This is a genomic window from Paenibacillus arenilitoris (assembly GCF_014705655.1).
Taxonomy (GTDB): Bacteria; Bacillota; Bacilli; order Paenibacillales; family Paenibacillaceae; genus Pristimantibacillus; species Pristimantibacillus arenilitoris.
Genome location: NZ_JACXIY010000064.1, coordinates 1 through 13,014 on the forward strand (window position 1 = coordinate 1; position 13,014 = coordinate 13,014).

15 protein-coding genes and 1 riboswitch are annotated in these 13,014 nt (G+C 54.4%); of the genes, 14 read left to right on the forward strand and 1 reads right to left on the reverse strand.

Going from position 1 to position 13,014, the window contains the following annotated elements; all coding sequences use genetic code 11:
• Positions 1-95: 95 nt before the first annotated feature.
• The gene (locus tag IDH41_RS30350) at positions 96-350 is read right to left on the reverse strand and encodes an AbrB/MazE/SpoVT family DNA-binding domain-containing protein (protein ID WP_028609554.1); all 255 of its coding nucleotides are present in this window, start codon (positions 348-350) and stop codon (positions 96-98) included.
• A 274-nt stretch (positions 351-624) separates the two neighbouring features.
• Between IDH41_RS30350 and IDH41_RS30355 the strand changes: the two genes are divergently transcribed.
• From IDH41_RS30355 to IDH41_RS30420, 14 genes are all read left to right on the forward strand, one after another.
• Entirely contained in the window at positions 625-1,929 is a 1,305-nt protein-coding gene (locus tag IDH41_RS30355) for an HD domain-containing protein (protein WP_190867953.1), read from the forward strand.
• Between the two features lie 13 nt (positions 1,930-1,942).
• Positions 1,943-2,710: a TatD family hydrolase gene (locus tag IDH41_RS30360; RefSeq protein WP_190867975.1), complete on the forward strand. Its 768-nt coding sequence runs from the start codon at positions 1,943-1,945 to the stop codon at positions 2,708-2,710.
• 183 nt (positions 2,711-2,893) lie between these two features.
• Positions 2,894-3,079: riboswitch (cyclic di-AMP (ydaO/yuaA leader) on the forward strand.
• Positions 3,080-3,328: 249 nt separating this feature from the next.
• A complete protein-coding gene (locus IDH41_RS30365; RefSeq protein WP_317890849.1) occupies positions 3,329-4,477 on the forward strand; it encodes a ubiquitin-like domain-containing protein in 1,149 nt (382 codons plus the stop codon).
• A gap of 123 nt (positions 4,478-4,600) precedes the next feature.
• Positions 4,601-5,149, forward strand: a complete 549-nt coding sequence (gene rnmV, locus IDH41_RS30370) for a ribonuclease M5 (RefSeq protein ID WP_190867957.1) — start codon at positions 4,601-4,603, stop codon at positions 5,147-5,149.
• 3 nt (positions 5,150-5,152) lie between these two features.
• A complete protein-coding gene (rsmA, locus tag IDH41_RS30375; RefSeq protein ID WP_190867959.1) occupies positions 5,153-6,025 on the forward strand; it encodes a 16S rRNA (adenine(1518)-N(6)/adenine(1519)-N(6))-dimethyltransferase RsmA in 873 nt (290 codons plus the stop codon).
• A 70-nt stretch (positions 6,026-6,095) separates the two neighbouring features.
• The gene (gene yabG / locus IDH41_RS30380) at positions 6,096-6,977 is read left to right on the forward strand and encodes a sporulation peptidase YabG (RefSeq protein WP_190867961.1); all 882 of its coding nucleotides are present in this window, start codon (positions 6,096-6,098) and stop codon (positions 6,975-6,977) included.
• A gap of 154 nt (positions 6,978-7,131) precedes the next feature.
• Positions 7,132-7,407: a biofilm formation stimulator Veg gene (veg, locus tag IDH41_RS30385; RefSeq protein ID WP_190867963.1), complete on the forward strand. Its 276-nt coding sequence runs from the start codon at positions 7,132-7,134 to the stop codon at positions 7,405-7,407.
• 161 nt (positions 7,408-7,568) lie between these two features.
• On the forward strand, positions 7,569-7,754 hold the full coding sequence (locus IDH41_RS30390; protein WP_190867965.1) for a small, acid-soluble spore protein, alpha/beta type: 186 nt from the start codon (positions 7,569-7,571) through the stop codon (positions 7,752-7,754).
• A gap of 148 nt (positions 7,755-7,902) precedes the next feature.
• The gene (gene ispE / locus IDH41_RS30395) at positions 7,903-8,757 is read left to right on the forward strand and encodes a 4-(cytidine 5'-diphospho)-2-C-methyl-D-erythritol kinase (RefSeq protein WP_190867967.1); all 855 of its coding nucleotides are present in this window, start codon (positions 7,903-7,905) and stop codon (positions 8,755-8,757) included.
• Between the two features lie 82 nt (positions 8,758-8,839).
• Positions 8,840-9,667 (forward strand): pur operon repressor, encoded by an 828-nt coding sequence (gene purR, locus IDH41_RS30400; RefSeq protein ID WP_190867969.1) that lies wholly within the window; start codon positions 8,840-8,842, stop codon positions 9,665-9,667.
• Between the two features lie 35 nt (positions 9,668-9,702).
• The gene (locus IDH41_RS30405; RefSeq protein WP_190867971.1) at positions 9,703-10,101 is read left to right on the forward strand and encodes a RidA family protein; all 399 of its coding nucleotides are present in this window, start codon (positions 9,703-9,705) and stop codon (positions 10,099-10,101) included.
• A 130-nt stretch (positions 10,102-10,231) separates the two neighbouring features.
• On the forward strand, positions 10,232-10,513 hold the full coding sequence (spoVG, locus tag IDH41_RS30410) for a septation regulator SpoVG (RefSeq protein ID WP_028609566.1): 282 nt from the start codon (positions 10,232-10,234) through the stop codon (positions 10,511-10,513).
• 128 nt (positions 10,514-10,641) lie between these two features.
• On the forward strand, positions 10,642-12,042 hold the full coding sequence (glmU, locus tag IDH41_RS30415) for a bifunctional UDP-N-acetylglucosamine diphosphorylase/glucosamine-1-phosphate N-acetyltransferase GlmU (RefSeq protein ID WP_317890850.1): 1,401 nt from the start codon (positions 10,642-10,644) through the stop codon (positions 12,040-12,042).
• 155 nt (positions 12,043-12,197) lie between these two features.
• On the forward strand, positions 12,198-12,848 hold the full coding sequence (locus IDH41_RS30420; RefSeq protein ID WP_190867973.1) for a 50S ribosomal protein L25: 651 nt from the start codon (positions 12,198-12,200) through the stop codon (positions 12,846-12,848).
• The last annotated feature ends 166 nt before the right edge of the window (positions 12,849-13,014 follow it).

Genomic DNA, 13,014 nt, shown 5'->3' on the forward strand with positions numbered 1-13,014 from the left:
GACCTTCCTGGCCGGGTTCTAGCGCAGGAAGGCAATAAGGAGTATAAAAAAGGTTAGAATTAACAAGTTGATAAGTACAGTATAACCTATTTTTTTTATTTTGTCACAGGTGTCGGCATCTCCGACAAACAAATATGGCAAACAATTTTTCCTTTGAAATAGGAGACGTTCTCCGCGTTGCCGCAGAAGATGCAAGCGGGCTCATATTTCTTCAGCATGATGCGTTCGCCGTCTACGTAAATTTCAAGCGCGTCCTTCTCGCCGATGCCAAGCGTGCGGCGCAATTCGATCGGAATAACGACACGTCCCAGCTCGTCAACTTTGCGGACAATACCCGTGGATTTCATCATATTCTATCAGTGCCCCTCTCAAAATCGTAGTTCGTCATCGTTCGACATAGTTCAACCTTTTGTTGATTACTATAATACCAACCATTACCAAAATAGTCAACTGGGAAAATTGCTCGAAAAACCCGATGATACAGGCATTTGACTAGTCCGATGGACCATATTACCTTGTAATAGAATATAATATATTCGACAATTTGGAAACCATTAAACGACACCATTCGACATAAGCCGCATGAAATGTGTCGAAAATATGAACAAAAGGAGTGAATGACTTTTGAAGGAAAAGCTGACGGAAGAGAAGGTATTCAAGGACCCTGTCCACCATTATATATATGTACAAGACCAGACGGTCTGGGACTTAATCAATACGAAAGAATTTCAGCGGCTAAGAAAAATTCGCCAGCTGGGCACTTCGTATTTAACCTTCCACGGCGCGGAGCACAGCCGCTTCTCGCATTCTCTCGGCGTATACGAAATCACCCGCAAGATCATTTCCCAATTCGAACGCCACGGCTATCCCGATTGGCCCAAGGAAGAGAGGCTTGTCTCGCTATGCGCGGCGCTCCTTCACGATGTCGGGCACGGTCCGTTCTCGCATTCCCTGGAGGAAGTGTTCGATACGGACCACGAAGAGTGGACTTGCAAAATATTGCTTGAAAATACGGAAATCAACCGCGTGCTGCGCAACGTTTCGGACGATTTTCCCGGGAAAGTCGCCGCCGTCATCCAAAAGACCTATCCGAAGCCGATCGTGGTCAGCCTCATTTCCAGTCAGATGGATGCCGACCGCATGGATTATTTGCTGCGTGACGCTTTCTTTACGGGCGTCAATTACGGCACGTTCGATTTGGAGCGGATTCTCCGCGTCCTTCGTCCGTTTAAAGGCCAAATCGTCGTAAAGGAAAGCGGCATGCACGCGGTCGAGCATTACTTGATGTCGCGTTATCAGATGTACTGGCAGATTTACTTCCACCCAGTAACTAGAAGCTCTGAAATTATCTTACGGCAAATATTTCGCAGGGCGCAGCAGCTTTATGGGGGTGGCTGCGCATTCGACTGGCTGCCAGATTCTATCAAAGGGCTGCTCGCCGGCACGATGGACGTCCACGATTATTTGAAATTGGACGAGGCGCTCGTCCAGACGACCTTTGCGCAATGGGCCGAGGAGCGGGACCCGCTGCTGAGCGATCTATGCGACCGGTTCATGAACCGGCGCTTATATAAGTACATAACCATCGACAACCCCGATGAATCGCTTTTGAATGAAATTAGCGACGCCTTCGTCTCCATCGGGCTCGATCCGGATTATCACATGGAAATCGACTTCCCGTTCGACCTGCCTTACGACGTCTATCGCCCGGACAAAAAAGAAGGCGAAAAAAAAGAAAAAGCGCCGATTTTGTTGTTATCCGGCGAAGACGAGGTCAGCGAAATTTCCGCGAAATCCGACATCGTTCGTTCGATAACCGGCCTGCACCAGGGACAGTATCACTTGTATTATCCGGAAGAGCCGCTGCTGCGCGCCGCGAGCGACCTGCCGGAGAGAGTAAAGCAATTATTTTACATTAAAGGAGTTTGACATCCAAATGACATTGCTGTTCGATACCCATACCCACCTGGATTCCCATAAATTCGACGAGGACCGCGAGGACGTCATCAGGCGGGCGCGGGAGGCCGGCGTTCATATGCTCGTCAATATCGGCTTCAACCGCGAGACGATTCCGACGACGATGGAGCTTGCGGAGCGTTATGAATTTATTTATGCCGCCGTCGGCTGGCATCCGGTCGACAGCATCGATATGCGGCCGGAGGACCTCGACTGGATCGAGCGGCTTTGCGCCCATAAGAAGGTCGTCGCCATCGGCGAGATCGGGCTGGATTATCATTGGGACACGTCGCCGAAGGACGTGCAGCACCGGGTGTTCCGCGAGCAGATCCGGCTGGCCCGGAAGCTGAACAAGCCGATCGTCATCCATAACCGCGACGCGCACGAGGATGTTGTCCGTCTATTGCGCGAGGAGAACGCGAAGGATGTCGGAGGGGTTATGCACTGCTTCTCGGGCAGCTGGGAGACGGCGAAGCAATGCCTCGATATGAATTTCTATATTTCGTTCGGAGGGCCGGTTACGTTCCAGAACGCAAGGGTGCCGAAAGAGGTGTTGAAGCAGGTTCCGCTCGACCGGATTTTGATCGAAACCGACGCGCCTTATCTGGCCCCGCACCCGTTCCGGGGGAAGCGAAACGAGTCCGCTTATGTGGCGAAAGTCGCAGAGACGGCAGCCGAGCTATTAGGCAAAACGGTGGAGGAAATCGGCCGAATAACGACCGAAAACGGAAAAAAATGTTTTGGTATTGTTTAAAAACGATAGATATCGGGAGAACGAGCGACCTTTAGCAAGGAAAAACTAAATTTTGTAGCGACAATCGCTTAAATTTTCCGACTTTATCCACCTATTTCGCTAAAATCGTCTTTTATCGTATCTTTACAATTGGCCGCCGATGAAGGTATGATTCATTTCAGAGCAAAACGTTTTGTATTGGATTTCCAGCATACGCTTAATCTCCTTAAGGGAGAGCGGGGGAACCAACCTGCGGTAGGCAAGTACCGCATTTTGAATTCTTCAGGGGTGAATTTCGCGGCCTTTGCCATGAGCATGGCGCTCGCGAATAGGGAAACTCTCTTTCCCGAATCCGTCAGCTAACCTCGCAAGCGTTCATAGAGAGCGATCAACCTCGTGCATCCATTTTTATTTGTGTCCCAGAGCTACAGCTACCCGGGAAGCCACGAAACAGATCCTCTGTCGGCGGCTTCTTTTTATTTTCGAATAATCGGAATAGGGTCGACATAGGGTTGGAAAATGGAGGTGGGAGGTTAGATAAGGATCTGGATTGCGTGCCTGCACGCCAATATACTATAGTCGCGTCAGTTGTATCATGCGTAACACTTGGCGGCGGGGCTATGAAGGAGGACCGAAGAAGTGGGACTACTCCAGGTTAAGGACACCCATGGGAAACGATCATCCAGCATGTCTTTCGCAATGCGATGGAAGCGTGAAAACTTGCGTTTGATTCTTTTGAGTGCTGCTATTTCAATCGCTATGACTTTCATGTTTTTGGTGTTGTTGTACGGAACGGCCGTCAAAAGCGTCTCCGTAGTAGTTAACGGACAAGAGACCGTTGTGGAAACGAAGCAATGGGTCCTGCAGCGCCTACTGGATGAACAAGCTATCACAATCGGACCGCATGACAAAGTGTCCGTGCCGCTTAACGCGGCGATTAAGGACGGCGACCGCATCGAGGTCACTCATGCGATACCGGTTAACGTGAAGGCTGACGGCAAGACAACGACGGTATACACGACGGGAAAAACCGTAAAGTCGGCGATTGAAGAATTAAATATTCCGGTTCGCGAAAAAGATAAAATAATCCCTCCGCTTCATACGCAGGTCAATGCGGAATTGAACGTAACGGTCGTGCGAGTCGAGACGAGGGTATCGGAGACGGAGCGGACCATGCCGTACTCGATCGTGAAGAAGGAGGATCCGTCGCTTGCGGCGGGCAAGGAAAAGCTCGTGCAAACCGGCAAGGAAGGACGCATCGTCGAGCAGATCGAGAAGCAATACGAGGACGGCGTTCTCATCTCCAAGAAAATGGTCAGCAAGGTGGTCGCGGCGAAGGCCGTCGATCAGGTCGTTGCCGTCGGAACGAAGAAGGAAGCGCCTAAAGTGACGGTGCTCTCGAGCAGCACCCCGAGCATCGCGACCCTGACGAAGGGCGGCGTAACGTTCAAAGCGAGGAAAGTGATGAAGAACGTCACGTTGACCGCATATACCGCGGGCGTTGAATCGACGGGCAAGGACGAGGAGCATCCGCAGTACGGCATTACCGCGTCGGGAACCCGCGTGCAGGAAGGCCGCACGATTGCGGTCGATCCGAAGGTGATTCCGATCGGCTGGTGGGTCTATATCGAAGGCATCGGCTTCCGCCGGGCGGAGGACAAGGGAAGCGCGATCAAGGGCAACAAGATCGACGTTTACTTCGACAGCAAGAATTACGCCGAACGATTCGGAAGAAAGAAAGGCATTACCGTATACGTGTTAGGTCCGAAGAAGCCTAGCGCGAGCTAACGAAGCAAGCGGCAGTAAGAAGCCATCATTTATTATAATCGAATACGCCATTATAAGGAGAGGCACCGCCTCTTCTTTTTGCATGTTTGTGCGCGGATGTCGCATCAGAAGGGAATGTTCCGATTGATTAAGGAGATCATTGTCGTAGAGGGGAAGGACGATACCGCGGCGATCAAGCGTGCGGTGGACGCGGATACGATCGAGACGAACGGCTCGGCGATCGGGGACGAGGTGCTAAGGCGCATCGCGCTGGCAAGCGAGAGGCGCGGCGTCATTATATTCACCGATCCCGACCATGCGGGCGAGCGGATTCGCAAAATCGTCGCACGCCACGCGCCGGGCTGCAAGCACGCGTTCCTGCCCCAGGAGAAGGCGCTCTACAAAGGGGATATCGGCATCGAGAACGCCAGCCCCGAAGCGATCCGTCAAGCGCTCTCCGAGCTGCGCACGGAGACGGCGGACGATGCGGGGGAGATCACCTGGGAGGATCTCATGGAAGCGGGCCTGATCGTCCATCCGGACGCGTCGAACCGGCGTCTGCGCATCGGCAAGCTGCTCGGCATCGGGTACGCGAACGGCAAGCAGTTCTACAAGCGCTGCACGAGCTTTCGGATCTCGAAGGCGGAATTCATGGCGGCCCTCCGTCAAATGGAAGAGGAATTGGAGGCATAGAGGATGGAGATCGGAACGCCTAGGCGCACGAAGGAAATCATTGCGAAATACGGCTTTTCGTTCAAGAAGAGCCTCGGACAAAATTTTTTGATCGACCAAAATATATTGAACAAAATCGTCGGAGCCGCGGAGCTCGACAAAACGAAGGGCGCGCTCGAGATCGGACCGGGCATCGGCGCGCTGACGCAGCGCCTGGCGGAAGAAGCGGGCAAAGTAACGGCCGTTGAGATCGACAATCGGCTCATTCCGATTTTGCGCGACATTCTCGAGGGTGAGACGAACGCGGAAGTCGTACACGGCGACGTGCTGAAGCTGGATTTGAAGCAGCTGTTCGCCGAGCGGTTCGCGGATGTGTCCGGCGTCAGCGTCGTGGCGAATCTGCCTTATTACGTGACGACGCCGATATTAATGAAGCTGCTGGAGGAGAGGCTCCCGCTCGAGCATATCGTCGTCATGATCCAGAAGGAAGTGGCGGAGCGGATGGCCGCGAAACCGGGAGGAAAGGACTACGGATCGCTCAGCGTGGCCGTTCAATATTATTGCGTGCCGCAGCTCGTGTGCACGGTGCCGCATACCGTATTCATTCCGCAGCCGAACGTCGATTCCGCCGTTATTAAGCTGACGCTGCGGGACAAGCCCGCGGTCGACGTGCCGGACGAGGAGCATTTTTTCCGGGTCGTGCAGGCCAGCTTCGCCCAGCGCCGCAAGACGCTCGCGAACAACCTGACCGCGTTCGTCGGCAAGGACCGCCGGGAAGCGCTCGCGGAGCTGCTGAAGCGCTGCGACATCGATCCCGTGCGGCGGGGCGAGACGCTCTCGCTCGAGGAATTCGCGCGAATCAGCCGCGCTATGCTTGACGCCGGTTGGAACGCGTAGGCCATTCGGATATAAAATACTCACCATTCGCCCGTTCTGCCCATAGGATAGACGAAGAGGTGATTGACCCATGAAGCAAGGGGACCTGGTCGTCCGCAAATCGTACGGCGGTGACGTGCTGTTCCGGGTTGAAGCTGTTCGTACACATAATGCCATACTGAAAGGCACGGATTACCGATTGCTTGCGGATGCTCCGATTCCCGATCTAACGGTCGTAAGCGATCCGGAATCGACGAGAGCGGTCCAGCAAGTCCGAATCAAAGTGAACAATTCCTTAAAACGAATGCATAGCGAACGAGAACGCCATACGGTAGAGACGGAGGATCAAGTCCGGCTTGCGATGCAGGAGAGCCAGCCTTTCTTCGAAGTGCCCGGAAAAGTGCTTCATCTGGACGGGGACGGCAATTATTTGCGAAAAAGCATGCAGCTGTACAACACGATGAATGTCCCGTCGCACGGCCTTCATGTGCACGAGTCGCAAATGGCTGACGTATTATACCGGCTGCTCCCGCAGCTTCAGCCGGATATCGTCGTCATTACCGGACATGACGGCGTGCTCAAGAACAGGGCGCAATCGGATTTGTACAGCCTGAGCAGCTACAAAAATTCGCAGCATTTCGTCAACGCGGTGCGCGTCGCCCGCGAATACGAGAAGAACCGCGACGGGCTGATCGTGATCGCGGGCGCCTGTCAATCCCATTTCGAAGCGCTGCTGCAGGCGGGCTCCAACTTCGCAAGCTCCCCGGGCCGGATTTTGATTCACGCGCTAGACCCCGTCTACATTGCCATCAAAGCAAGCTATACCTCGATAAAGGACACGATCAACCTGGCCGATGTCATTCACGGAACAATCAGCGGCATTGACGGCGTCGGCGGAATCGAGACGCTGGGGCGGTTCCGCGTCGGCTTGCCGAAGCCCAAAATTACGTCGTCCTCGACAGTAACTTCTTAATATGGATGTTTTTTGAAATTTTATACGATGTTTTTCGAAAATGGGTGAATTCACCGTTGACAAGTAAATAAACCTGCTGATATAATATTTTGCTTTGTTTGACAACTCCTCTTTTTTTAGTTATAATGGACAAGGAAAGAGGTGGTAGTGGACAATGGCAAAAAATTCGCTATTGGATATAAAGCGCAGTTTGGAAGCTCACGTTGGCTCCAAAATTCGTCTACGAGCTAACGGTGGCCGACGAAAGACCATCGAACGAACCGGCACGTTGGAAGAAATCTACCCTTCTGTTTTCATTGTCAAACTGGATGAAGAGCAGCATGCGTTTAAGCGGGTCTCTTACAGTTATGCGGATATACTGACAGAATCGGTGGAAGTGACCGTATGCAACGACGAGGGTCAAGTCCGTATCGCCCATATGCAGCAATAGATGATCGTTCTCCTTGCGAGGCGAAAGTTAGCGCAGATGACTCTGCGCTTTTTTTTTTCGGCTTGTTCCGGCCGCCGGGAAGCGGCGTATCGCCCCTTCCGCTTTGAAGCATACTAATCGTGCGCAGCGAAGCAGCAAAACGGTTATGGAGGTTATGCCAGATGGGCCGCAGAAGACGAAGCGTCATGTCGGAGCAATTGAAGTACGAGCTTGCCAAGGACCTTGGTTTCTACAACACGGTGCAGCAAGAGGGCTGGGGAGGCATTCGCGCCAAGGATGCCGGAAATATGGTGAAGCGCGCGATCGAGCTTGCCGAGCAGGCCGCGTCCAAATCGAATCAGCCTTAAGCCTTGTCTTATATTTGTACCCCCTTGGAAGCTAAGCAGCTGGCGGCCGGATTACGGCCGATTTCCAGCGCTTAGCTTTTATTGCTTTCGTTTGATATAATGATGCTTAAAGCTTACGAACGAACGGACGAACGGGTGAACTTATCGGATGAAAATATATGAAAAAGCTCCTGCAAAAATCAATTTGCTGCTGGACGTGCTGCGGAAGCGCGAGGACGGCTATCACGAAGTCGAAATGATCATGACGATGGTCGATCTTGCGGACCGGCTGGAGATGGAAGAGCTCCCGCGCGACACGATCATCATCTCAAGCCAAGTGGGCTATATACCGCTCGACGAGAAGAACCTGGCTTTCCAAGCGGCCAGACTGATTAAAGAACGCTACGACGTGAAGCAGGGCGTATACATACATCTGGATAAAAAGATACCGGTCGCCGCCGGGCTTGCCGGCGGAAGCAGCGATGCCGCCGCGACGCTGCGCGGCCTGAACCGGCTGTGGAAGCTGCAAATCCCGGAGGAAGAGCTGTGCAAGCTCGGCGCCGAGCTTGGCTCGGACGTGCCATTCTGCGTCACGGGCGGCACGGCCATCGCTAGGGGGCGGGGCGAGGTGCTCGAGCATATCGCCAATCCGCCGCAGTGCTGGGTCGTGCTGGCGAAGCCGCCGATCAACGTGTCTACGGCCGACGTCTACGGCCGGTTCCGGGCAAGCGAGCTGAAGGAGCACCCTTCGCTGGCGAACATGGTGGGCGCCATCGAGCGGGGGTCCTTCAACGACATTTGCGACGGGCTGGGCAACGTGCTGGAGAAGGTTACGCTGGACCTGTATCCGGAAGTGATGCAGCTGAAGGAAAGCATGATCCGGCTTGGCGCGGACGGCGTGCTCATGTCGGGAAGCGGGCCGACCGTATTCGGCCTCGTATCGAAGGAGGCCAAGCTTCCGCGCATCTATAACGGGCTGCGCGGATTTTGCAAAGAAGTATATGTGGTAAGAATGCTTACATAGTACTTACGTACTTCTTGATTAAATCCGTATAAAAATGTTATATTGACATTATATTATTCGGATTTAGTGGGGGGAGAAGGGTATGAAAAAATTGAAACGGAGCTCGCGGTTGGTAGAAATGACGCAATACCTGCTAAGTCGACCCCACACGTTAATTTCGCTGACAGCATTCGCCGATCGATATCAATCCGCAAAGTCTTCGATAAGCGAAGATTTGGCGATTATTAAAGAAGTGTTCGAAGAAGAAGGAATCGGGGAGCTTCATACGCTTGCCGGCGCGGCGGGAGGCGTGAAGTATACGCCGAAGATGCAGGAAGCGTCCGCGCTCGCGATCATGACGGGTATATGCCGCCAGCTCGAGCAGCCGGAGAGGGTTCTGCCGGGCGGTTATTTGTATATCACGGATATGCTCGGTCAGCCGGATATGCTCGCGGACGTCGGCCGCATGTTCGCTACCGCCTTCGCGGACCGGAAGATCGACGTCATTATGACGGTGGAGACGAAGGGCATCCCGCTCGCTTACGCGACCGCGGCTTGCATGAACATTCCCGTCGTCATCGTGCGCCGCGACAACAAGGTGACGGAAGGGTCGGCGGTGAGCATCAATTACGTATCCGGCTCGACGAAGCGGATTCAGACGATGTCGCTTGCGCGCAGGGCGCTTAAGGAGCAGTCCCGCGTTCTCATTATCGACGATTTCATGAAAGCCGGCGGAACGATTCAAGGCATGATGGATCTGTTGTTCGAATTCAAAGCGACGGTGGCGGGCGTCGGCGTATTCGTGGAGTCCGGCGAGATCGAGCACGAGGAGCGGCTGCTGGAGGATTACGTGTCGCTCGCCAAGCTGACGGCGGTCGATATGAAGACGAAGCAGACGACGGTCGTGCCGGGCAATTATTTCAAAAGCTGACGGATACGAAAAACCAATAGGGAGCTGAGACCGAAATGACGACCAAGCAGCAACTTCAAGTGATCGCAACGGACAAAGCGCCGGCGGCGATCGGGCCTTATTCGCAAGCGATCAAGCTCGGAGGCTTGTTATTCACGTCCGGGCAAATCCCGCTGGACGCATCGGGACAACTGGCGGAAGGCGGCATTGAGGAGCAAACCCATCAAGTGTTCCGCAATTTGGAGGCCGTGCTGGCCGAAGCGGGCGCGACCTTCTCGGACGTCGTGAAGGCGACCGTATTCATTAAAGACATGAACCAGTTCGGAGCGCTTAACGCCATCTACGCCTCCTACTTCGGAGACCACAAGCCCGCCCGTTCGACCGTAGAAGTCGCCAGGCTGCCGAAGGATGTTCTTGTCGAAATCGAGGTCATCGCATCGACTCCTGTCGAATGATAACGAAAAAGTTTCAAGCACAAAAAAATATTTTAAATCATGCATGATTTTACCAAAAATACAGAAGGAATTTGCCTAAAAACGTGGAAGTATACACCAAGTCTCTGATTGACAAAGGTGGTGAACACAAATGCAAATTACTGATGTCAGACTCCGCCGTGTAAATTCGGAAGGGCGCATGAAGGCAATCGCTTCCATCACGATTGACAATGAATTCGTTGTTCACGATATTCGTGTTATCGATGGGAACAACGGCATGTTCGTGGCCATGCCCAGCAAGCGCACTCCGGATGGAGAATTTCGGGATATCGCTCATCCGATCTCTTCGACCACCCGGGAGAAAATCCAAGCAGCTGTACTCGCCGAATACGAGCGTGCAGCGGAAGAAGTTGCGATTGAAGAAGGAGCTTAACCAGAGCATTTCACGTTTTAAGGGAATGATTGGAGAAGAGAGCCGAGGCTCTCTTTTCTTTTTTTGTAGATTGAGCTATATTCTTATCATAATTCTTTGCATCATAGCAAGCCTGGGAGGTTGTTTATTTGAAGGTTATGGCGATTGTGCTTGCCGCGGGACAGGGCAAGCGAATGAAATCGAAATTATATAAAGTTCTTCATCCGGTATGCGGAAAGCCGATGGTCGGCCATGTGCTGGACGTCGTGAAGGAAGCGGAGGCGGAGCGCGCGGTCGTCATCGTCGGCCATGGGGCCGAGGCGGTCAAATCGTATTTGGGAGACGGCGCGGAATTCGTGCTGCAGGAGCAGCAGCTGGGCACGGGCCATGCGGTCAGGCAGGCGGAATCGCTGCTCGGCGGCGAAGAAGGCACGACGATCGTCATTTGCGGGGATACCCCGCTCGTGCAGGCGTCCACCGTCCGCGCGATGCTGGAGCTGCACGCCGCGAGCGGCGCGGCGGCAACGGTGCTGACGGCGTCGTTCGATAACCCGACCGGCTACGGTCGCGTTATTCGCGGCGAGGACGGCTCGGTGCAGCGCATCGTGGAGCAGAAGGACTGTTCCCCTGCGGAAGCGGCCGTGAAGGAGATCAATACCGGCACGTATTGCTTCGACAACAAGAAGCTGTTCGCCGCGCTGGCGAATGTGACGAGCAATAACGCGCAGGGCGAATACTACTTGACCGACGTGATCGGCATCTTCCGCGCGGCCGGCGAGTCCGTTCAAGCCTATTGCACGGGCGATTTGGCTGAGGCGATCGGCGTGAACGACCGCGTCGCGCTGGCGGAAGCCGAACGGTTCATGCGCGAGCGGATCAACCGCGGACATCTTCTGAACGGCGTAACGCTGATCGACCCGGCTACGACGTATATCGAAGCCGGCGTACGTATCGGCTCGGATACGGTCGTTCATCCGGGAACGGTTCTGCGCGGCTCCACGGTCATCGGCGAAGACTGCGCAATCGGGCCGCAAGCGGATATTACGGACAGTACGATCGGCAACGGAGTGGCGGTCAAATATTCGGTGGTCGCGCAATCGGTCGTTGGCGACACGAGCTCGATCGGTCCGTACGCGAATTTGCGTCCCGGGTCGAAGCTTGGCATCGGCTGCAAGATCGGCGATTTCGTGGAGCTGAAGAACGCGTCGCTCGATGACGGCAGCAAAGTGTCCCATCTGAGCTACGTCGGCGACGCCAAGGTCGGCAAGGACGTGAATATCGGCTGTGGCGCAATAACCGTCAATTATGACGGTTACAACAAGTTCGTGACGGAAATCGGCGACAACGCCTTCGTCGGAAGCAACGTCAACCTGATCGCCCCGGTGAAAATCGGCGACGGCGCCTATGTGGTAGCGGGTTCGACGGTAACGCACGACGTGCCGGCCGGCGATCTGGCCATCGCGCGCGAGCGTCAGACGAACAAGCCGGGCTACGCGGATAAGATCCGCGGACGCGCCAAGGCGAAGAAGGAAAAGAACAATAGTCGATAGGACGGCGTCAATGGGAGGCGCCGCGGCATGCTCGGCCAAGAGTCGGGCGCGCCGCGGCGTCTTTTTTTTAAATATACTCTTCTCTATCGAAAGTTTAAGACGCGGCGAGAATGGGTAACTTATAAGGTAGTCCAAACTTTGAGGAGGTTACCGCTATGGGAATAGCAATGCAGGCTGACCAGCGAACGAGCACGACGAAAGGCGATTTGCGCCAATTGAGGCTTCAAGGCAAAATCCCCGGCATTATCTATGGCAAGCAAATCAGCGATCCGGCGATGGTGACGGTGGACGGCAAAGAGCTGCAGGCGCTGCTTCGCTCGCATCCGAACGCGGTCATTGAAATTACGATACCGGCGCAGGGCAAGCAATCGGTTATGGTATCCGAAGTGCAGCGCGACGCGATGAGCCGCCAGGTTATTCACGTCGATTTTCGCCAAATTAATATGAACGAGAACGTGCGGGCGAACGTCCGGATTCATGCGGAAGGCGATTCGGCCGGCGTGAGAGAGGGCGGCATCCTGCAGGCGATTCTGCACGAAATCGAGGTCGAGTGCCTGCCGGGCAATATCCCGGATGCGATCCAGGCGGACATCTCGGGACTTGGCATCGGCGAAAGCCTGCTCGTCAGCGATCTGATCATGCCGCAGGGCGTAACGGCGCATGCCGAGCCGGAACAGGTCGTATTTACGATTCTGGCGCCGCAGAAGGAGCTTAGCGAGGAAGAAGCGGAGGATGCGGCCGTGGAGCTGGAAGAAGCGGAATCCCGTTCCAAGGAAGCGCAGATGGAAGATACGAAGAGCTTATAGCCGTCCGGCCGGTTTGCGGCCGAACGGCGAAAACGCATAGGGAGCATGTCGCAGCGTCGTCCCGTTCCGGGACGGCGCTGTTTTTGGTGCGCTTGGCAGCGCATCGACTAAGGAGTGAAAGTCTCCAGTACACCGCGAGGTGGCGGAAGTGCATAGCTGACACATA

Excerpts from the sequence above, each read along its gene's own strand:
- IDH41_RS30390 (WP_190867965.1), top strand. The coding sequence starts at position 7,569 with ATGGGCCGCAGAAGACGAAGCGTCATGTCGGAGCAATTGAAGTACGAG.
- purR (WP_190867969.1), top strand. The coding sequence starts at position 8,840 with ATGAAAAAATTGAAACGGAGCTCGCGGTTGGTAGAAATGACGCAATAC.
- IDH41_RS30420 (WP_190867973.1), top strand. The coding sequence starts at position 12,198 with ATGGGAATAGCAATGCAGGCTGACCAGCGAACGAGCACGACGAAAGGC.
- veg (WP_190867963.1), top strand. The coding sequence starts at position 7,132 with ATGGCAAAAAATTCGCTATTGGATATAAAGCGCAGTTTGGAAGCTCAC.
- rsmA (WP_190867959.1), top strand. The coding sequence starts at position 5,153 with ATGGAGATCGGAACGCCTAGGCGCACGAAGGAAATCATTGCGAAATAC.
- IDH41_RS30405 (WP_190867971.1), top strand. The coding sequence starts at position 9,703 with ATGACGACCAAGCAGCAACTTCAAGTGATCGCAACGGACAAAGCGCCG.
- spoVG (WP_028609566.1), top strand. The coding sequence starts at position 10,232 with ATGCAAATTACTGATGTCAGACTCCGCCGTGTAAATTCGGAAGGGCGC.
- yabG (WP_190867961.1), top strand. The coding sequence starts at position 6,096 with ATGAAGCAAGGGGACCTGGTCGTCCGCAAATCGTACGGCGGTGACGTG.
- IDH41_RS30350 (WP_028609554.1), bottom strand. The coding sequence starts at position 350 with ATGATGAAATCCACGGGTATTGTCCGCAAAGTTGACGAGCTGGGACGT.
- ispE (WP_190867967.1), top strand. The coding sequence starts at position 7,903 with ATGAAAATATATGAAAAAGCTCCTGCAAAAATCAATTTGCTGCTGGAC.